18 protein-coding genes are annotated in these 18,324 nt (G+C 70.9%); 12 read left to right on the plus strand and 6 right to left on the minus strand.

Annotated features, from left to right (window positions below):
* Window positions 1–234 precede the first annotated feature (234 nt).
* Both AB0M70_RS22120 and AB0M70_RS22125 read left to right on the plus strand, forming a co-directional pair.
* Window positions 235–1,128 carry a DeoR/GlpR family DNA-binding transcription regulator gene (locus AB0M70_RS22120; protein ID WP_365821802.1) on the plus strand — a complete coding sequence of 298 codons (894 nt, stop codon included), beginning with the start codon at window positions 235–237 and terminating at the stop codon, window positions 1,126–1,128.
* 65 nt (window positions 1,129–1,193) lie between these two features.
* Window positions 1,194–1,682 carry an SRPBCC family protein gene (locus AB0M70_RS22125; RefSeq protein ID WP_365821805.1) on the plus strand — a complete coding sequence of 163 codons (489 nt, stop codon included), beginning with the start codon at window positions 1,194–1,196 and terminating at the stop codon, window positions 1,680–1,682.
* 24 nt (window positions 1,683–1,706) lie between these two features.
* Here the strand turns inward: AB0M70_RS22125 and AB0M70_RS22130 are convergent, their stop codons facing one another.
* Entirely contained in the window at window positions 1,707–2,801 is a 1,095-nt protein-coding gene (locus AB0M70_RS22130) for a PLP-dependent cysteine synthase family protein (protein ID WP_365822373.1), read from the minus strand.
* Window positions 2,802–3,131: 330 nt separating this feature from the next.
* Here AB0M70_RS22130 and AB0M70_RS22135 point away from each other — a divergent pair, with 330 nt between their 5' ends.
* Window positions 3,132–3,461 carry a hypothetical protein gene (locus tag AB0M70_RS22135; protein ID WP_365821807.1) on the plus strand — a complete coding sequence of 110 codons (330 nt, stop codon included), beginning with the start codon at window positions 3,132–3,134 and terminating at the stop codon, window positions 3,459–3,461.
* A gap of 222 nt (window positions 3,462–3,683) precedes the next feature.
* A complete protein-coding gene (locus AB0M70_RS22140; RefSeq protein WP_365822375.1) occupies window positions 3,684–4,223 on the plus strand; it encodes an ATP-binding protein in 540 nt (179 codons plus the stop codon).
* Window positions 4,224–4,261: 38 nt separating this feature from the next.
* Here AB0M70_RS22140 and AB0M70_RS22145 read toward each other — a convergent pair whose 3' ends face one another.
* Genes AB0M70_RS22145 through AB0M70_RS22155 form a run of 3 tightly spaced genes read right to left on the minus strand, consistent with a single transcriptional unit; the run spans window position 4,262 to window position 7,988 of the window.
* The gene (locus AB0M70_RS22145) at window positions 4,262–6,832 is read right to left on the minus strand and encodes an FtsX-like permease family protein (RefSeq protein ID WP_365821809.1); all 2,571 of its coding nucleotides are present in this window, start codon (window positions 6,830–6,832) and stop codon (window positions 4,262–4,264) included.
* Window positions 6,829–7,692: an ABC transporter ATP-binding protein gene (locus AB0M70_RS22150; RefSeq protein ID WP_365821811.1), complete on the minus strand. Its 864-nt coding sequence runs from the start codon at window positions 7,690–7,692 to the stop codon at window positions 6,829–6,831. The genes AB0M70_RS22145 and AB0M70_RS22150 overlap by 4 nt, the downstream gene beginning before the upstream one ends.
* On the minus strand, window positions 7,689–7,988 hold the full coding sequence (locus AB0M70_RS22155; protein ID WP_365821813.1) for an SHOCT domain-containing protein: 300 nt from the start codon (window positions 7,986–7,988) through the stop codon (window positions 7,689–7,691). Before AB0M70_RS22155 ends, AB0M70_RS22150 begins: the two co-directional genes overlap by 4 nt.
* 244 nt (window positions 7,989–8,232) lie before the next feature.
* Between AB0M70_RS22155 and AB0M70_RS22160 the strand changes: the two genes are divergently transcribed.
* The 5 genes from AB0M70_RS22160 (at window position 8,233) to AB0M70_RS22180 (ending at window position 12,652) form a co-directional block, all read left to right on the plus strand.
* Entirely contained in the window at window positions 8,233–8,805 is a 573-nt protein-coding gene (locus AB0M70_RS22160; RefSeq protein ID WP_365821815.1) for a TetR/AcrR family transcriptional regulator, read from the plus strand.
* A gap of 130 nt (window positions 8,806–8,935) precedes the next feature.
* Window positions 8,936–9,544: a DUF4865 family protein gene (locus tag AB0M70_RS22165; protein WP_365821817.1), complete on the plus strand. Its 609-nt coding sequence runs from the start codon at window positions 8,936–8,938 to the stop codon at window positions 9,542–9,544.
* 29 nt (window positions 9,545–9,573) lie between these two features.
* Window positions 9,574–10,497: a phosphotriesterase gene (locus AB0M70_RS22170; RefSeq protein ID WP_365821819.1), complete on the plus strand. Its 924-nt coding sequence runs from the start codon at window positions 9,574–9,576 to the stop codon at window positions 10,495–10,497.
* An 82-nt stretch (window positions 10,498–10,579) separates the two neighbouring features.
* Entirely contained in the window at window positions 10,580–11,176 is a 597-nt protein-coding gene (locus AB0M70_RS22175; protein ID WP_365821821.1) for a TetR/AcrR family transcriptional regulator, read from the plus strand.
* 213 nt (window positions 11,177–11,389) lie between these two features.
* Window positions 11,390–12,652, plus strand: a complete 1,263-nt coding sequence (locus tag AB0M70_RS22180; protein WP_365821823.1) for an MFS transporter — start codon at window positions 11,390–11,392, stop codon at window positions 12,650–12,652.
* Window positions 12,653–12,667: 15 nt separating this feature from the next.
* Here AB0M70_RS22180 and AB0M70_RS22185 read toward each other — a convergent pair whose 3' ends face one another.
* The gene (locus tag AB0M70_RS22185; RefSeq protein ID WP_365821825.1) at window positions 12,668–13,900 is read right to left on the minus strand and encodes an ROK family protein; all 1,233 of its coding nucleotides are present in this window, start codon (window positions 13,898–13,900) and stop codon (window positions 12,668–12,670) included.
* Window positions 13,901–14,221: 321 nt separating this feature from the next.
* Between AB0M70_RS22185 and AB0M70_RS22190 the strand changes: the two genes are divergently transcribed.
* Together AB0M70_RS22190 and AB0M70_RS22195 are read left to right on the plus strand one after the other, a co-directional pair.
* Window positions 14,222–15,457, plus strand: coding sequence for an MFS transporter (locus tag AB0M70_RS22190; protein WP_365821827.1), 1,236 nt, complete (start codon window positions 14,222–14,224; stop codon window positions 15,455–15,457).
* A 40-nt stretch (window positions 15,458–15,497) separates the two neighbouring features.
* A complete protein-coding gene (locus AB0M70_RS22195; RefSeq protein WP_365821829.1) occupies window positions 15,498–16,232 on the plus strand; it encodes a maleylpyruvate isomerase family mycothiol-dependent enzyme in 735 nt (244 codons plus the stop codon).
* Window positions 16,233–16,244: 12 nt separating this feature from the next.
* Here the strand turns inward: AB0M70_RS22195 and AB0M70_RS22200 are convergent, their stop codons facing one another.
* Window positions 16,245–16,691 carry a MarR family transcriptional regulator gene (locus tag AB0M70_RS22200; protein WP_365821831.1) on the minus strand — a complete coding sequence of 149 codons (447 nt, stop codon included), beginning with the start codon at window positions 16,689–16,691 and terminating at the stop codon, window positions 16,245–16,247.
* Between the two features lie 89 nt (window positions 16,692–16,780).
* Here AB0M70_RS22200 and AB0M70_RS22205 point away from each other — a divergent pair, with 89 nt between their 5' ends.
* On the plus strand, window positions 16,781–18,313 hold the full coding sequence (locus tag AB0M70_RS22205; protein WP_365821833.1) for an MFS transporter: 1,533 nt from the start codon (window positions 16,781–16,783) through the stop codon (window positions 18,311–18,313).
* Window positions 18,314–18,324: the final 11 nt, after the last annotated feature.

An 18,324-nucleotide genomic window follows, 5' to 3' on the forward strand; every position in this document is an offset into this window, starting at 1 on the left:
GCCGTCTCTTCTCTGTGGTCAGCTGCCACTGTTCGCTTCCCCCGATGTGCGCGTGGTCAGGGGAGAAGGATCTCCACTCCTGACCTCGTCCACACCAGCCATCACGTAATCTCCCCGTTCTGGGTGACCGCGCGGAATCGGGCGGTGGACCGCCTGTCGGCGGCACATGCGAGGATGAGGCAGCGTGATGGACGGGCGCGACGGGTGTGACGAGGCAGAAGGGCCGGGACGGACGTGAGTGAGAATCAGAACCTCCTCGCGGAGCAGCGCCGCGCCTTGATCCTCGATGAGGTACGCCGCCGGGGCGGGGTCCGTGTCAATGAACTGACCCGCAAGCTGGGTGTGTCGGACATGACGGTCCGCCGCGATCTCGACGCCCTCGCCCGCCAGGGTGTCCTGGAGAAGGTGCACGGCGGCGCCGTCCCGGTGGTGGAGGCGAGCACCCACGAGCCGGGCTTCGAGGCAAAGTCGGGCCTCGAGCTGAACGCCAAGGAGGACATCGCGCGCACCGCGGCCTCCCTGGTGGCGCCGGGCACGGCGATCGCGCTCTCCGGCGGCACGACGACGTACGCACTGGCCCATCATCTGCTCGACGTGCCGGACCTGACGGTGGTGACGAACTCGGTGCGGGTCGCGGACGTCTTCCACTCCGCGCAGCGCACCTCGGGCCAGCGCCAGGGAGCGGCGACCGTCGTCCTCACGGGCGGTGTGCGCACCCCGTCGGACTCGCTGGTCGGCCCGGTCGCCGACCAGGCGATCGGCGCGCTGCACTTCGATGTGCTCTTCCTGGGTGTGCACGGCATATCGGCGGAGGCCGGTCTGTCCACGCCCAATCTCGCGGAGGCGGAGACCAACCGGCGCCTGGTGCAGTCGGCGCGCCGCGTCATCGTGGTCGCCGACCACACCAAGTGGGGGACGGTGGGCCTCAGTTCGTTCGCCGGCCTGGATCAGGTCGACACGCTGGTGACGGACGCGGGGCTGCCCGCGGAGGCGCGTACGGAGATCTCCGAGCGTCTGCGGCGTCTGGTGATCACGGGCGAGCCCGAGGAGCCGGGGTCCGACGAGCGGCTCGGAAACGGCGTGGACGCGGGGCGGGCGGAGAACGCCGGGAGCACCGCAGACATCTGACGAGCCGCCAGCTATGGTGTCGGTGCCCGGTCAACGACCCGATTCCGCCTGGGGGCTTGAGTTCGATGGCACGCCGACTGAAGCCCGTGGGACTGCGGTTCGTCGAGTCCGCTCCGTTGCGTCTGGTCTTCGCGCGTGAGGTGAGCGCGCCCCTGGAGGCGGTGTACCGCGCGCTCGCCGACGACATGACCGCCTGGCCCGAGTGGTTCACGGCGGTCACGCTGTGCCGGCCCATCGACTGCGCGGACGGCGCCAAGGGCCGCGAGGTCCAGCTCAAGGGCGGCACGCGCTTCTGGGAGACGATCGTCGCGGCCGAGGCCTCCCGGCGGTACGCCTACCGCGTCGACGAGACGAACGCCCCCGGCCTGCGCGCCCTCCTTGAGGAGTGGCGGCTCACCCCGGCCGGGACCGGCACCCGCGTGCAGTGGACGTTCGCCGCGGACGGCGTCGCGCCGTTCCGCCTCGCCCTGAAGCTCGGCAGGCCGGGCATGGGCCGCGCCTTCCGCGACGCCGTCACCGCCCTGGACCGCCGCCTGACCGCGGCCAACGCCTGAGTCCCGTACCGGAGTTGCGGCCTTCTAGGTCCAGGTCCCGTTCGCCAGGAGCGACTTGATCGCGGCGGAGTACGGCGTGATGTCCATCCCCTGTTCGGCCAGCCACGCGTCCGAGTAGTACTTGTCCAGGTAGCGGTCGCCCGGGTCGCAGATGAGGGTGACGACGCTGCCGGTGCGGCCCTCGGCCACCATCTCAGCGACGATCTTCAAGGAGCTCCACAGGCCGGTGCCGGTCGAGCCGCCCGCCTTGCGGCCGATCGCCTGCTCCAGGGCGCGCACGGCGGCGACGCTCGCCGCGTCCGGCACCTTCATCATGCGGTCGATCGCGCCGGGCACGAAGCTGGGCTCCATGCGCGGCCTGCCGATGCCCTCGATGCGGGAGCCGCAGTCGCTGGTGGCGTCCGGGTCGTGGTGGGTCCAGCCGTCGAAGAAGCAGGAGTTCTCGGGGTCGGCGACACAGAGCCGGGTGTCGTGCTGCATGTAGTGGACGTAGCGGGCGATGGTCGCCGACGTACCGCCCGTGCCCGCCGTGGCGACGATCCACGCGGGCTCGGGGTAGCGCTCCAGCCTCATCTGCTGGTAGATCGACTCGGCGATGTTGTTGTTGCCCCGCCAGTCCGTGGCCCGTTCCGCGTAGGTGAACTGGTCCATGTAGTGACCGCCGGTCTCGACGGCGAGGGCGGCCGACTCGGCGTACATCGTGCGTGAGTCGTCCACGAAGTGACATCGGCCGCCGTGGAATTCGATCAGGCGGCACTTCTCGGCGCTGGTCGTGCGGGGCATCACCGCGATGAAGGGCACCCCGATCAGCTTGGCGAAGTACGCCTCGGAGACGGCCGTCGAGCCGCTGGACGCCTCGATGACCGGCCGTCCCGGCCGGATCCAGCCGTTGCAGAGTCCGTAGAGGAAGAGCGAGCGGGCGAGGCGGTGCTTGAGGCTGCCGGTCGGGTGGGTCGATTCGTCCTTGAGATACAGGTCGATGCCCCATTGTTCCGGCAGCGGGAAGCGCAGCAGGTGCGTGTCGGCGGAACGGTTCGCGTCCGCCTGCACCTTGCGCACGGCTTCTTTGAGCCAGGCCCGGTACTCCGCGTCGCTGCGGTCCACGTCGAGCGTGGTCATCGGCTCGTCGGCTTGATCCTGCTGTGTGGTGCTCACCGCGCGGCTCCTTGGCGTCAACCTGGCCGCGCTCGGAGCGGGCCGGACACCTCGATCATAGGCACCTTCCGCACGCTTCTCACCTGCATAAACACACCTTTGAGACCCTCAAAGGCACACCTGGCACAACCGACTGGCACCGGGGCACCGCACACTGGGGAGAGGATGTGGTCCGGTTATGACCACGTCTTCATACGCACTGGTGCTCGACGTCAGGTGCGTGCAGACTGCACCGCACGGGAAGGCGGTCCCGTACGGAACGACATACCGAAGCGCTCAAGGGGGCGGAACGTCATGGCGGAGCCGGAGTTCACGGCCACAGGCGTGCGGATCGGACGACGGCTGCGCTCCCTCACCCGGGCGGGTCAAATCCGTATCACCGACGGCAGGTTCGAGCTGCTGACCAGTTATGGCAGGGAGATCGACAGCGCGCCCGTACAGACGGTGCGAGCCGGCAAGCCATGGTTCGCCGCCGACGACCGGGCCCTTGCCGAACTGAACGGCACGCGCTATCGCCTCACCCTCGCCGACCATGATCCGGCGCCCGGCAAGGCAGGGCCGCCCACGGTCCGCAAGTTCATCGACGCGGTGCGCAGGGCCAAGGGTCACAGGGCGACCGCCTGACCGCAGGACACGCGCCGCAGGGGCCCACGCGCTCCCGGCCGGGACGGTGCGAGTTGCACGCCCGCACCCCCTGAGTCACTCTGGTCTCACATCACTCTGGGTTCATCGGCGATGACGCTGCGAACCAGCCCGCCGGTCACATACAGCGACCGGCAGACCCCGCGGCCGCTGCTGGATCCGATCGTCGTCTTCTTCCGGACCACAATTCGGGGAGCCGCAGTCGTGATCAGCCAGCCAAGCAGATATTGCACGGTGGAGCTTCAGGCTCTGCCGTCGCGGATCGGCCAGGTCCGCAGAATCGTATCGGCGCAGTTGCGCTACTGGCATCTCGATCCGTTGATAGACCAGGCCGCGCTCGGTGTGACCGAGCTCCTGACCAACGTGCACCGGCACGCACAGCCGGACAAGGTGTGCACCGTGGAGATCGAGCTCCTGCTCGACCGCCTCACGGTCTCCGTGCACGACCACGATCCCCGCCTCCCCGAGGTGAACGACGCGGAGCCGTTCGCGACCTGTGGCCGCGGGCTCGCCATGGTCGCCGCCGTCAGCGAGAGCTGGGGGGTGCGCCCGCACGGCGACACGGGCAAGGTCGTCTGGTTCACCCTCCCGGCCCCTACGCCGGCCGTCGCACTGCCGTCCACCCACCCGGTGTACGGCGCGGCCACCGCGGGTCCCTTCGCGGACCTGGGTGCGGGGCCGCGGTCCCTCGCCGACGGGCACGCGCCCGGACATGCTCCCGCCCGGTCGGCCGTTGTCGGCTGACCGGGCGGTGACAGCCCCCATGGAGCGCGCGTCCTACGTCACTCGGTGGCGATGGCACGCAGCACGTCCAGGCGTGCGGCCCGCCGTGCCGGACGCAGACCCGCGAGGGCTCCCGCCGTCAGGCCCACCAGGACGACCACCGTCAACTGCACGGGTGGCACCGCGAACGCGAAGGCACTGCTCGTCGCGCCGTCCGAAGCCTTGACGAGCACCCAGCCGAGGAAGCCGCCGAGCACCAGGCCACCGGCCGTGCCGAAGGCGGCGACGAGCACCGACTCCCAGCGGACCATGGCCCGCAGCTGCGCCCTGGTCTGCCCGACGGCACGCAACAGGCCCAGCTCACGGGTCCGTTCGTGGACGGCGAGGGTGAGCGTGTTGGCGATGCCGAGCAGGGCGATCAGGACGGCGAGCGCGAGCAGGGCGTAGACCAGCGTGAGCATCATGTCGATGCCGCCCGCCGCGGACTGCGCGTACTCACCACGTGTCTGCACATCCGGATTCCCGTACTCCTGGGCGACCTCGGAGACCACGGCCTTGCCCTCGTCCGCGCTCACTCCTGCCTTGAAGCTCACGGAGACGAGGCTGTCGGCGTCCTGCATGCGGTGCGGCGCCCAGGCCTCGCGGGTGATGACGTAGTCCCCCGCGAGCTCCGACCGGCCGTACAGCGCGCGGACGGTGAAGGTGGCCTTCTTGCCGTCGGCGAAGGCGAGCTCGGTCCTGGAGCCGACCTTCAGGTCCTGCTTCTCGGCCTCCTCCCGGGTGATCGCGATGCCGTCGGTGCCGAGGCCGTCCAGCGTGCCGTCGACCTTGCCGAGGTCGAAGGACTTGGCGAAGGGGCCCGGGTCGGTCACCGTCAGGGCGCGGCCTTTCCCGTCGACCTCCGCCGCGCCCTTGCCGAGGCCGACCGCGGTCGCCACCTCCGGCCGCTCGGCGAGCGCGGGGGCGAGCTTGGGGCTGAGTCCGCTGCCGCCCGCGCCGAAGCCGGGGGTGCTGATGGCGAGGTCACCGGCGAAGGAGCGGTTCACCGTCTGGTCCATGGTCGCTTTCAGCGAGGCGCCGAAGACCGTGAAGAGCGAGACGACGGCGACACCGATCATCAGGGCGCTCGCGGTGGCGGCGGTGCGCTTGGGGCTGCGCAGGGCGTTGCGCCGGGCGAGTCCGCCCGTGACACCGCGCAGCCGGTCCAGGGGCCCGCCGAGAACACGTACCGCCCGCGAGGACGCCACCGGCCCCAGCACCACGAACGCGACGAGCGCGAGGACGGCCCCGGCCCCGGCCAGCCACACGGACGGGCTGACGAGGACGCCGATCAGCGAGAGACCCACGGCGGTGAGCGCGAGGAGCGTGCCGAAGACCGCACGTCCCCGCGAGGCCCCGGAGTGGTCCACCGCCGTCTCGCGCAGCGCGGCCAGGGGTGCGGTGCGCCCGGCGCGCACGGCGGGCAGCAGGGCGGAGCCGAGGCACACCACGATGCCGACGGCGAGCGGCAGCAGCATCGACAGGCCGCTGATCACCAAGTCGCCCTCGGGGAAGGGGAATCCGATGGCCGGGAAGAGCGCCTGGAGCCCGGCCGCGATCCCGATGCCACCGGCGAGGCCCGCGGCGGACGCGATCACGGCGACCACGCTCGCCTCGACCAGGGTGGCCGCCGTGACCTGCCGGCGGGAGGCACCGAGCGCGCGCAGGAGCGCGTTCTCGCGGGTGCGCTGGGCGACGACGATCGCGAAGGTGTTGTGGATGCTGAAGGTGGCGACGAGCAGGGCGACCCCGGAGAAGACCAGCAGGAAACTGGTGAAGAGCGTCAGGAACTGGCCGGAGATGTCGTCCGTGTTCTCCGCGGCCGACGCCTCACCGGTGATCGCCTCAACTCCCTTGGGCAGTACGGGACTCAGCGCGTCGACGAGTTCCTGCTCGCTCACGCCGGGCCCGGCCCGCACCTGGATGGTCGCGGCCTCGCCGGGCTTCGGCGTCAGGTACTTCTCGGCGTCGGCCTGCGTCATGCCGGTGAAGGTGGTCTGCGCCATGCCGTCCTCGCCGCCGAAGGTGGCGAGGCCCACGATCGTCACCTGGACGGGGTCGGGGGTGCGCAGCGTGGTCGTGTCGCCGATCTTCAGGTCGCCGGATTTCGCGGCGCCTCGGTTGATGACGACCTCGCCGGACTTGGCGGGGGCGCGGCCCTCGGCCAGTTGGTAGGCGTTCAGCTCCTTGTCGTCGATCCAGTTGCCGGCGAGCGTGGGCGGGCCCTCACCGCCGATGGGTTCGCGGTCCTTGCCCAGGAGTTGGCCGGCGCCCTGGATGGCGGGCGCGGCGGCGGCGACGCCGTCGGTCCGCTCGATTCTCTCGACGAGCGAGGTCTTGACGGGCTGCCGGGTGCCCTGGCTGTCGTCGGGGGTGGTGATGGTGTCGGCGCTGCGCACGACGGCATCGGTGCCACGCGTCGCGTTGCCGAACATCGTGTCGAAGCTGCCGCGCAGGGTGTCGCCCATGACGAGCGTGCCCGCCAGGAAGGCGACACCGAGCATGACCGCGAGGAACGTACCCGCGAAGCGCCGCTTGTGGCCGCGCAGCGAGGCCAGGCTGATGCGCGTGGAGGCGCTGAGGGAACTCATGACGGGGCTCCCTCGGCGTGAGATGCGGATGCGGTACGGGGGTTTTGGGGACCGGCGGCCTTCGCGTCGAAGGCCTTGAGCCGGTCGAGGACCTTGTCGGCGGTCGGGTCCGCCATCCGGTCCACGAGGCGGCCGTCGGCCAGGAAGACGACCTCGTCGGCGTGGGCCGCGGCCACCGGGTCATGGGTGACCATGACGACGGTGCGGTCCATCTGCCGTACGGCGCGGCCGAGGAGGCGCAGCACCTCCTCACCGGAGCGCGAGTCGAGGTTGCCGGTCGGCTCGTCGGCGAAGACCACGTCGGGCCGGCCCGCGAACGCCCTTGCCACGGCGACGCGTTGCTGCTGTCCGCCGGAGAGTTCGGCGGGCCGGTGGTGGAGCCGGTCACGCAGCCCCACCACGTCGATGAGAGCGTCGGTCCACTCGTCTGACGCACCGTCATGGCGCTTGCCCGCGAGGTCCATCGGGAGCGTGATGTTCTCGGCCACGGTCAGCGTCGGCACCAGGTTGAAGGCCTGGAAGACGAAGCCGATGCGGTCGCGGCGCAGGAGGGTCAGCCGCCGGTCGTCGAGCGAGCCCAGCTCGGTGTCGCCGATTAGGGCAGCCCCCGAGGTGAGGGTGTCGAGGCCCGCGGCACAGTGCATCAGGGTGGACTTGCCGGAGCCCGACGGACCCATGATCGCGGTGAAGCGCCCGGCGGGAAAGCCGACGCTCACCCCATCCAGGGCCCGTACGGCGGTGTCGCCGCGGCCGTAGACCTTGACGGCGTCGGTAACGCGGGCGGCGTTGTCGGTGGTGGTGCTGATGGTGGTGCTGGTGGTGGTCGCGCCTGGGCCTCCGGTTCCGGCCGGGGTGGTCATGCCGCACCGCCCTTGGAGGTGCGTCCGAACTCCTCGTTCAGGACGGAGAGGCGCCGCCAGTACTCGTCCTCGTCGATCTCGCCGGAGGCGAAGCGGCGGCCGAGCACGGCGATGGGCGAATGCTCGTCGATGCGTACGTTCCGCTCGCCGCCGCCCCGCTGCCACGGCGCGCGGCGGCCCCGCCAGACGGTGCGGCGAAGGAGGGTGACGCCGCCGATCACGACGGCCGCCCAGATGAGCGGGAAGAACAGGATCCACGGGCCGGGCCCGCCGTCGAAGTGCGCCAGGGTGTTCATGGTGTCCATCTCCTCGGGAGCGAGCGATGCCTGCGGTGGGAGCGAGTGCCTGCGGTGTACTGGCCGGCGTCTTGCGGTGTCTTCGGTGTCTTGAGACTCGCGCGCCGAGGGGGTCCGAGTCGTCGTACGGCCAGCGGCAGTGCGCGTACCACTGCGGGAGTACGCGGGGCCTGCGGGGCTGCTCCCGGGGTGGGCTGAGCCCGCCACCTAGACCTCTGTACCTACTAGTATGTACAGTGATTTCATGAGCACCCCGGAGCGTCTGATCGAGTCCACTCGCGAACTGCTGTGGGAGCGCGGCTACGTCGGCACGAGCCCCAAGGCCATCCAGCAGCACGCGGGCGCCGGGCAAGGCAGCATGTACCACCACTTCGCCGGGAAGCCCGACCTGGCGCTCGCCGCGATCAGGCGTACGGCGGACGAGATGCGCGCCACGGCCGAGGGCGTACTCGGCGGCACGGGATCGGCGTACGAACGCATCGAGGCGTACCTGTTGCGCGAGCGCGACGTCCTGCGCGGTTGCCCGATCGGGCGGCTGACCATGGACCCGGACGTCATCGCGAGCGCCGAACTGCGCGCACCCGTCACCGAGACACTCGATTGGCTGCGGGACCGCATCGCGGGGATCGTCGAAGAAGGCAAGGGCCGGGGCGAGTTCGCGGCAACGCTCGACGCGCAGGCGATCGCGGCGACGGTCGTCGCGACGGTCCAGGGCGGTTACGTGCTGGCCCGCGCCTCGGGGTCACCTGCGGCGTTCGACGCCGGGGTGCGGGGCTTGCTCGCGCTGCTGTTCGCCGCCACCAGCCCTACTCCGTAGCGGAGTTGAAGAGCAGTGCACATCACACGCAGCCGGCCCGACAGCCAGGCAGGCCCCGCCGAGCACTGGGACGCCCATGTGGGCGCCGACGAGTACCCGACGGCCTGAGCGCGAGGAGCTACCAACCACCATGCACGCGATGCAATACGAGATCACGCTTCCGGCCGACTACGACATGACCGTCATCCGCAACAGGGTCGCATCCAAAGGGCATTTGCTGGACAACTACCCGGGCCTCGGCACCAAGGCGTACCTGATCCGCGAACGCGGCGTCGACGGCTCCCCCGTCAACCAGTACGCGCCGTTCTACCTCTGGAACACCCCGGCGGGCATGAACTCCTTCCTCTGGGGCCCCGGATTCCAGGGCATCGTCGATGACTTCGGGCGCCCGGAGGTACAGCACTGGACGGGTCTGGCGTTCGTGGAGGGGGTCGCCTCAAATGCCGGGTCGTCCGCGAAAGCGGCGATACGTCGTCGCACGCGCATCCCCGCAGGCACGCACGTCGGCGACCTGGCCGTCGAACTCGTCCGCGAGACCGGGCGGTTGGCGCGCCAGGACGGAGCTGTCTACGCGGCCGCGGCCATCGATCCGCGGACGTGGGAGGCCGTGCACTTCTCCGTCTGGGACCACGCGTCACCCGAGGGCAAGCGCCATGGCCAGGGCCAAGGCGATGTGTTCCAGGTGCTGCACCTGTCCGCGCCGGAGCGGCACGTACTCCCCCGGGGGCAGCAGTGGTGAGCGCGGCGGGTGTGGCGGTTGCGTCGGGTGTGGCCCGAACGGTCCGCACGGTCCGCACCGTCCTCGGGGACGTCGATCCGGTGGTCCTCGGCACCTGCGACGCCCACGACCACCTGTTCCTGTCGAGTCCTCAGCTACCGGGACAGGAGTTGGACTCGCCGGCCGCGGCAGCCCAGGAGCTCGCGGCCTTCCGGGAGGCCGGTGGCGAGAGCCTGATCCAGTGGACACCGCATGGCATGGGGCGCCGCGCGGACGAGCTGCCCGAGCTGTCTCGGACGTCGGGCGTACGACTTGTCGCGGCGACGGGTCTGCACCAAGCGGAGCACTACACCCCGGAGTTGCTCGAGCGTCTCCGCACAGTCGGGCTTGCGGACCTCTTCGCACGGGAGATCAGCAAGGGCATCGCCGACACCGGCGTGCGGGCCGGGCTGATCAAGGTCGCGGGCGGGTTCCACGGTCTGGACGCGCACGCCCGCTGGACGATGAAAGCGGCGGCCGAGGCCCACCACGCGACCGGCGCGCCCATCGCCGTCCACCTGGAGCTCGGCACCGGCGCACTGGACGTACTCGACTTGCTGTGCGGCGAGTTGAGCGTCCCGCCCGACCGCCTGATCCTCGGCCACCTGAACCGCTCCCCCGACCTCGCGGTCCACCGCCAGGCGGCCGAAGCCGGCGTGTACCTCGCCTTCGACGGACCCTCCCGTGCCCACCACGCCACGGACTGGCGCATGCCGGAAGCGGTACAGGCCCTGACCGAGGCGGGCTTCGTCGACCAGCTGCTCCTAGGCGGCGACACGACGACGGCCGGAGCCCGCGCGGTGAACGGCGGGCCAGGGCTGCCGTATCTGCTGCGCAGGGTGCGCCCACGGCTCGAACTCGCCGTGGGGGAAGAGCTGGTCGAAAGAATTCTGCGGGACAACCCGGCTCGCGCGTTCGCGGTGGAGTGGGCGTAGGGATCGCGCGGCACGCCAGGGTGGACGAGACCCACCTGCTCGCATATTGCACTGAGCGTTCCAAAACTTGTACGGTACGGACATGGCCCGACCGAGAACCTTCGACGAGGAACGGGCCCTGGACGCGGCGATGCACGCCTTCTGGGCGAATGGCTACGAGGCCACCTCGACCCAGGACCTGTGCGAAGCCACCGGCCTGGGCCGCAGCAGCATCTACAACACCTTCAGCAGCAAGCACGAACTGTTCCGGCGAGCCCTGGCCCGCTACATCGACTCGATGACGTCCGTCCAGGTCGAGATCCTGGAGGACGCGGAACGCCCCCCGATGGCGCGCCTTCGCGCCCTCTTCGAGCACATCATCGACACCGAGTTCGCGTGCCGCGAGGACGGACACAGCATCGGCTGCCTGACCGTCAACACGACGGTGGAGCTGGCCGGGCGCGACCCCGAGGCCGCCGAGATGCTCGCCGGCGACCTCGCGGTCCGGCTGGCCGCCATCAGCGCCGTGATCCGTACAGGGCAGGTCGGCGGCGACATCACCTCCACGCGGGACGCGGGCGAGCTGGCCCATTTCCTGAACGCCGTCATCGGCGGTATGCGGATCTCCGCACAGGGCGGCGTCGACCGCGCGGCCTTGACGGCCATCGCCGAGACCGCCTTGGACGCGTTGAAGGTTTGACGCTTTGACGTTCTGACTGCTTGACAGGTTGGCGGCTTGGCAGCTTGGCGGCTTGACTCGTTCGACCCGCCGGACCACCCCCTCAGCCCCCTCCCCCTTCGCCCCTGAGCCACCCCCCGCATGCGCACACCCTCGTTTTGCACCGACCAGTCCATAAGTTTTGTACTGAGCAATTCATAACTACCCGCCACCCCATCCCCGACAGGAGCCCCCATGCCCCGCGCCGTCTATCTACTGGCCCTCGGCATCTTCGCCATGGTGACCAGTGAGTTCGTGGTCGCCGGTCTGATGCCGCAGATGGCCGACGGACTCGACGCCACGATTCCGGAGATCGGATACTTGATCACCGCCTTCGCCACGGCGATGGCTCTCGGCGGGCCCTTCCTGACGATCGCCTTGCTGAAGGTGCGTCACAAGTCGGCCCTGATGGTCCTGTTCGGGGTCTTCCTGGCAGGCAACGTCCTCGCCGCTCTGGCCCCGGACTATCGCACCATGCTGGTTGCCCGCATCATCACCGGCATCGCGTCACAGGCCTTCTTCGGCGTGGCCATCTCGATGTGCTCGGAACTCACCCGCCCCGAAGTGCGGGGCAGGGCCATCTCGGTGGCCCTCAACGGGCTGATGCTCGGCACCCTTCTCGGGCTGCCGCTGGCCACCGTCATCGGTGAACACCTGGGCTGGCGCGCCGCGTTCTGGGCCATCACCGGCCTGACCGTCATCGCCGCGCTCGCCACCCTCGCCGGAGTGCCCCGCACGGAACGCGCCGGCACCGAGGGCGCCGGCGGCGGGGCAAGCCCCGGTCTGCGCCAGGAACTGGGCGCCCTGCGCAGCCCCCGGCTCTGGCTCACGCTCACCACCAGCACCTTCGTCATCGGCGCCACGTTCTCCGCTTTCAGCTACTTCAACCCGATCCTCACCGAGGTCACCGGGTTCTCCACGGGCACCGTCCCGCTCCTGCTCATCGCGTACGGAGCGGCCACCCTCATCGGCAACACCGTCGTCGGTCGGTTCGCCGACAAGCACACCGTGCCGGTCCTGCTCACCGGACTGCTGCTCAACCTCGCGTTCCTCGCCGGCTTCGCCATATTCGCCCAACTGAGCGTGGCGGCAGTGGTGTTGATGATGGGCATCGGCCTTGTCGGGGTCACCATGAACCCGGCCCTGGTGACCCGCGTACAGCGCACGGGCAACGCCCGGCCGCTGGTGAACACCGTCCACACCTCGTTCATCACCCTCGGCATCATCATCGCGACGTCCGTGGGCGGGCCCGCCATCGATACGTTCGGCCTGCGGGCGCCGCTCTGGATCGGCGCCGGTCTCGCGGCGCTCGGCCTCCTCACGCTGCTGCCCGACCTGCGGCGGCTGCGTGAGGAGCGAACCTCAGCCGCCACGACCGGAGTTGGGGCCCAGGAGCCGGCCACCGGACCCCGGGGCGCGGCTCCCGCGAAGGCGAAGGAAACCGCCGCTCGCACCTGAGACCTTCTGAAGGCCCTAGCCCAACGCCGCGAGGGGGTCGTCGAGCACCGGCTGCCAGGCCAGCTCGGCGGCCCCCACCAGGCTGTTGTGGTCCAGCGTGCAGGCGAGGATCGGTACGCCGCCACTGCGTCCCCACAGGCTCCGGTCGGCGACGACGGCGCGCAGCCGCTCGGGGTCGGCCTCGAGGAGTGCGCGGTGCAGGCCGCCCAGGATGATGCGGTCCGGGTTGAGGATGTTCACCAGGCCCGCGAGCCCGAGGCCGAGGCGGTCGATGAGCTCCTCGGCCGCCGCGCGGACCGCGGGGTCCCCGCCCCCGTCACGCAGCAGCTCGCGCGCCTGCAGCAACAGCCCCTCGGGGCCCGGCTCGCGGCCCGCCGCCGTGAGGAAGGCCAGCGGGTCCGTCTCGACGTCCAGGCAGCCCCGGCTGCCGCAGTGGCACGGGCGGCCCTCCGGATTGACGGTGAGGTGGCCGACTTCGAGCGCAAGGCCCGAACTGCCGGTGTGCAGGCGCCCGTCGAGCACGAGCGCGCCGCCGACCCCGCGGTGTCCGGTCGCCACGCACAGCAGATCGCGCGCGCCACGCCCGGCGCCGTGCCGATGCTCGGCGAGCGCGGCGAGGTTGACGTCGTTGGCGGCGAACGCGGGTCCGGCGATCCCCGCCTCCCGTACGCAATCGGCGAAGATCTGGCGCACCTGCGAGCCCGCGGGCCACGCCAGGTGCAGCGGGTTGAGCGCGGTGCCCTCCGGCTCGGCGACGGCCGACGGCACCGCGAGGCCCGCGCCCACGCACCGCCTGCCGGTCTCCCGCAGCAGTTGCGCACCCGCGTCGATGACCGAGCCGAGCACCTGCGCGGGGTCGGCGTCGATCGTCTCGCAGCCGGGCGCGGTGGCGACGATCCGGCCGCCGAGCCCCACGAGCGCAGCCCGGAAACCGTCGGAGTGCACCTGCGCGGCGAGCGCGACAGGACCGTCCTCCGCGATGGAGAGGCCGTGCGAGGGGCGGCCCTGGGACCCCGCGGGCGCGCTCGGCCTCGCGTCGATCCTGATCAGGCCGAGCGCCTCCAGCTCGGCGGCGACGGCGCCCGCCGTGGCACGGGTGACGCCGAGTTCGGCGGTGAGTACGGCACGGGTCGGGGCGCGCCCGGTGTGGACGAGCTCGAGAGCGGGCCCGAGCGCTCCGCGCCCTCGCTCCAGGCGCGTACGCGTGGACAGATCCCCGTCGACGCGGGGGGCAGCCTTGCCGTTCATGAGGGCGAGTCTCCCATGATCCGTACGTCGCCTCGCCGTTCAGCCGTCATCTGCCCGTACACCGCCCGCCCACTTCCCTTCCCCTGCCGCGACGAAATCCCACCCGACACCGGTCCGCCGAGCTGCGAACCGGGAATCTTCTGCATGTCGACCTCCGGACAGCATCGACTCACCCGCAAGCCTCCCGCCGCTGGCGGCCCACCGGCACTCCGCACTCCGCACTCCGCACTCCGCACCCATCAGACCCCTCCACCCACAGGTGACCGCCACCTCACGCGAACCGTCTTGTACGCCACGGGGGCACACCTCTACTCTGACTTTGTGCCGCTAGTAAACAAAACCACGTCCGCAGCGTCGCGGGCCACTCCCCCGGGCCTGGTCCGGCTCCGTGTCGCGCTCACCGTCTTCTTCGCGCTCGACGGCTTCATCTTCGCCGGATGGGTCGTCCGCATCCCCGCCATCAAGGAACAGACCGGCGCGTCGGCCAGCGACCTCGGGCTCGCGCTGCTCGGGGTGTCCGCCGGCGCCGTCATCACGATGACGCTCACCGGACGGCTCTGCCGCCGCTTCGGCAGCCACCCGGTAACGGTGGTCTGCGGTGTACTGCTCTCACTCAGCGTGGCACTGCCGCCGCTGACCCACTCGGCGCTAGCGCTGGGTGCCGTGCTGTTGATCTTTGGGGCCGGCTACGGCGGCATCAACGTCGCCATGAACAGCGCCGCCGTCGACCTGGTGGCCGCCATGCGGCGCCCGATCATGCCCAGCTTTCATGCCGCGTTCAGCCTGGGCGGCATGGTCGGCGCCGGGCTCGGCGGGCTGATCGCCGGGTCCCTCTCCCCCACGCGCCACCTCCTCGGCCTCACCGTGATCGGCCTGGTCGTCACCGCCGTCGCGGGCCGCACCCTCCTGCGCCTCGAACCGCCGACCCCAGCGACTCCGGCGACTCCGGCGACTCCGGCGACTCCAGCGGCTTCACCGAGCGGCGCCCACCCCGAGGCCAGTGCACCGCGGCGCCCGGACACCCGTACCCGACGCCTGGTGATCGTCTTCGGCTTCATCGCCCTCTGCACCGCCTTCGGCGAAGGAGCGCTCGCCGACTGGGGCGCCCTTCACCTCGAACAGGACCTCGCCGCCCACCCCGGCATCGCCGCCGCCGGCTACTCCTGCTTCGCCCTCGCCATGACCATCGGCCGCCTCAGCGGAACCACCCTGCTCGAACGCCTCGGCCAGACCCCGATACTCGTCGGCGGTGGCACCACGGCCGCCGCCGGCATGCTCTTGGGCGCGCTCGCCCCCACCGTCTGGCTCGCCCTCGTCGGCTTCGCCATCACCGGCCTCGGCCTCGCCAACATCTTCCCCGTCGCCGTCGAACGCGCGGGCACCCTGGCAGGACCCAACGGCGTCGCCACCGCCTCCACCCTCGGCTACGGCGGCATGCTCCTCGGCCCGCCCGCCATCGGCTTCATGGCCGACTGGTTCACCCTGCCGATCGCCCTCACCAGCGTCGCCGTCCTCGCGGGTCTCGCCGCCGCCATCGGGTACACGACCCGCCGCTGACCCTCCCCTCGATCCCACTCCATCGGGCAGAATCCCGCCCATGGAGATCTCCGAGCACCTTGAAGTTCTTGATGCGGAAGGCAAGTTGCTGGCCCGCGCCGCCGAGGCGGCCGGGACGGACGCCAAGGTGGCCACCTGTCCCGACTGGGCGGTGCGCGATCTGCTGTCGCACACGGGCACGGTGCACCGTTGGGCCGCGGCGTTCGTCGCCGATGAGCATGCCTCGCCGCGCCCCATGGGCGAACCGCCGGAGCTCGACGGCGCCGCCCTGCTCGACTGGTACCGGCAGGCGCACGCCGACCTGGTCACGACGCTCCGTGCCGCCGCGCCCGAGCTGCGGTGCTGGGCCTTCCTGCCCGCACCGTCGCCGCTCGCCTTCTGGGCGCGGCGACAGGCGAACGAGACGACGATCCATCGCGTGGACGCCGAGTCCGCGCGCGGGGGTGCGCCGTCGCCGATCGGCACGGAGTTCGCCGCGGACGGGATCGACGAGTTGCTGTGCGGGTTCCACGCGCGTGAACGCAGCCGGGTGCGTACGGAGGAACCGCGGGTTCTGCGGGTGCGGGCAACGGACGCGGGAGCGGGCGCGGTGTGGACCGTACGCCTCTCGCAGGAGCCGCCCGTCACGGAGCGGGGTGAGGACGGGCGGGCCGACTGCGAGGTGTCGGGGACCGCGGAGCGCCTCTATCTGGCGCTGTGGAATCGCGCAGCGTTCCCGCTTGTCACCGGTGACACCGCGCTGAGCGCTCTGTGGAGCGAGAAGTCGGGCGTGTAGGGCAGGAGGGGATCAGCGGGCTTCGGGCCGTGCCAGCATCCGCTCGAGGACCGCACGCTGCAGCGGCCGTACCTCCGCGTGCAGGTCGCGCCCCTTGTCGGTGAGCACGACCCGCACCCCGCGCCGGTCCTCGCTGCACATCGCGCGCTCCACCAGGCCGTCCTTCTCCAGGCGGCCGATGAGGCGGGACAGCGCGCTCTGGCTCAGATGGATCCGGCCCGCGATGTCCTGCACGCGGTAGGCGCAGTCGCCGTCCGCCGCGGCGCCCTCGGACAGCACGTCGAGGACCTCGAAGTCGCTCGCCCCGAGGCCGTGCTCACGCAGGGCGCCGTCGAGTTCGCACAGGGTGCGCGCGTGCACCGCGAGGATGTCGCGCCACTGGTCCACGAGCCCTTGCTCGGCCGTCCCGAGCCCTTGCTCGGCCGTCCTGAGCTCCTGCTCGGCCTTTTTCGCCGCCATGACATCGCACGGTAGCAGAGAATCCGCCCTTTGTTGCATCGGAATTAAATGCACTTGCAGTCAATGCACGCGCATGTACTGTGCTCCGCATGAATTCTCCGCTCACAGCTGCCTCCGCGTCCCCGGAGCGCTGGTCCCCACGTCTGTGGGGCACTCTTCTCGTGCTCTGCGCCGCGATGTTCCTCGACGCACTCGACGTATCGATGGTCGGCGTCGCGCTGCCCTCCATCGGCTCCGAACTGAACCTCTCCACCGCGACCCTCCAGTGGGTCGTCAGCGGCTACATCCTCGGCTACGGCGGCCTCCTGCTCCTGGGCGGCCGAGCGGCCGACCTGCTCGGGCGGCGCCGCGTCTTTCTGATCGCGCTCGCCGTGTTCGCGCTCGCCTCACTGCTCGGCGGGTTCGTCGACTCGGGGCCGCTGCTGATCGCCAGCCGCTTCATCAAGGGCCTGAGCGCCGCGTTCACCGCGCCCGCCGGCCTTTCCATCATCACCACGACGTTCGCCGAGGGCCCGGTCCGCAACCGCGCGCTCACCATCTACACCACCTGCGCCGCCACCGGCTTCTCCATGGGCCTTGTCCTCTCCGGGCTGCTCACCGAGGCCAGTTGGCGCCTGACGATGCTGCTGCCGGCGCCCATCGCCGTCATCGCGCTGATCGCCGGACTCAAGCTGATCCCGCGCAGCGCACGCGAGAAGAACGTCGGCGGCTACGACGTGCCGGGCGCCGTCACCGGCACGGCGGCGATGCTGCTGCTCGTCTTCACCGTCGTCGAGGCACCGGAGGCCGGCTGGGCATCGGCCCGCACCCTCCTGTCGTTCCTGGCCACGGCCGTGCTGCTCACCGTCTTCGTACGCATCGAACTGCGCTCCGCGAGCCCGTTGATCCGCCTCGGCGTCCTGCGCTCGGGGCCTCAACTCCGGGCGCAGATCGGCGCGATGACCTTCTTCGGCGGCTACGTCTCCTTCCAGTTCCTGGCCACGCAGTACTTCCAGACGCTGCTCGGCTGGTCCGCCCTGGAGACCGCGCTCGCCTTCCTGCCCGCGGGCGCCCTGGTCGCCCTGTCGTCCACGAAGGTCGGCTCGGTGATCGACCGGTTCGGCACACCGCGGGTCATCGTGGCGGGCTTCGTCCTGCTCGTCGCCTCGTACGTGCTGTTCCTGCACGTCAGCCTCACCCCGTCGTACGCGTCCATGGTGCTGCCGTCCATGATCCTGCTCGGCTTCGCGTGCGCCCTCGTCTTCCCCTCGCTCAACATCCAGGCCACCAACGGTGTGGACGACGACGAGCAGGGCATGGTGTCGGGCCTCCTGAACACCTCGATCCAGGTGGGCGGCGCGATCTTCCTCGCCGTCGTCACCGCAGTGATCACCGCGTCCTCGCACGGCGCCGACGCCTCACCGCAGGCGGTGCTCGACAGCTACCGGCCCGGCCTGATCGTGGTGACGGCCATCGCGGTCGCGGGCCTGCTCATCACCCTCACCGGGGTGCGGACGCGGCGGGCCGGGCCGGCAGGGCGGGCGCAGAAGACCGTCGTCGTCACGAAGTCGGCTCCCCAGAAGGTGGCGGAGGAGTCGGTCCAGAAGGAGGCGGAGAAGGAGGCGGTCGCCGTCATCGACTGACCGGACGGGCC

This window comes from Streptomyces sp. NPDC051214 (genome assembly GCF_040682375.1).
Classification (GTDB): Bacteria; Actinomycetota; Actinomycetes; order Streptomycetales; family Streptomycetaceae; genus Streptomyces.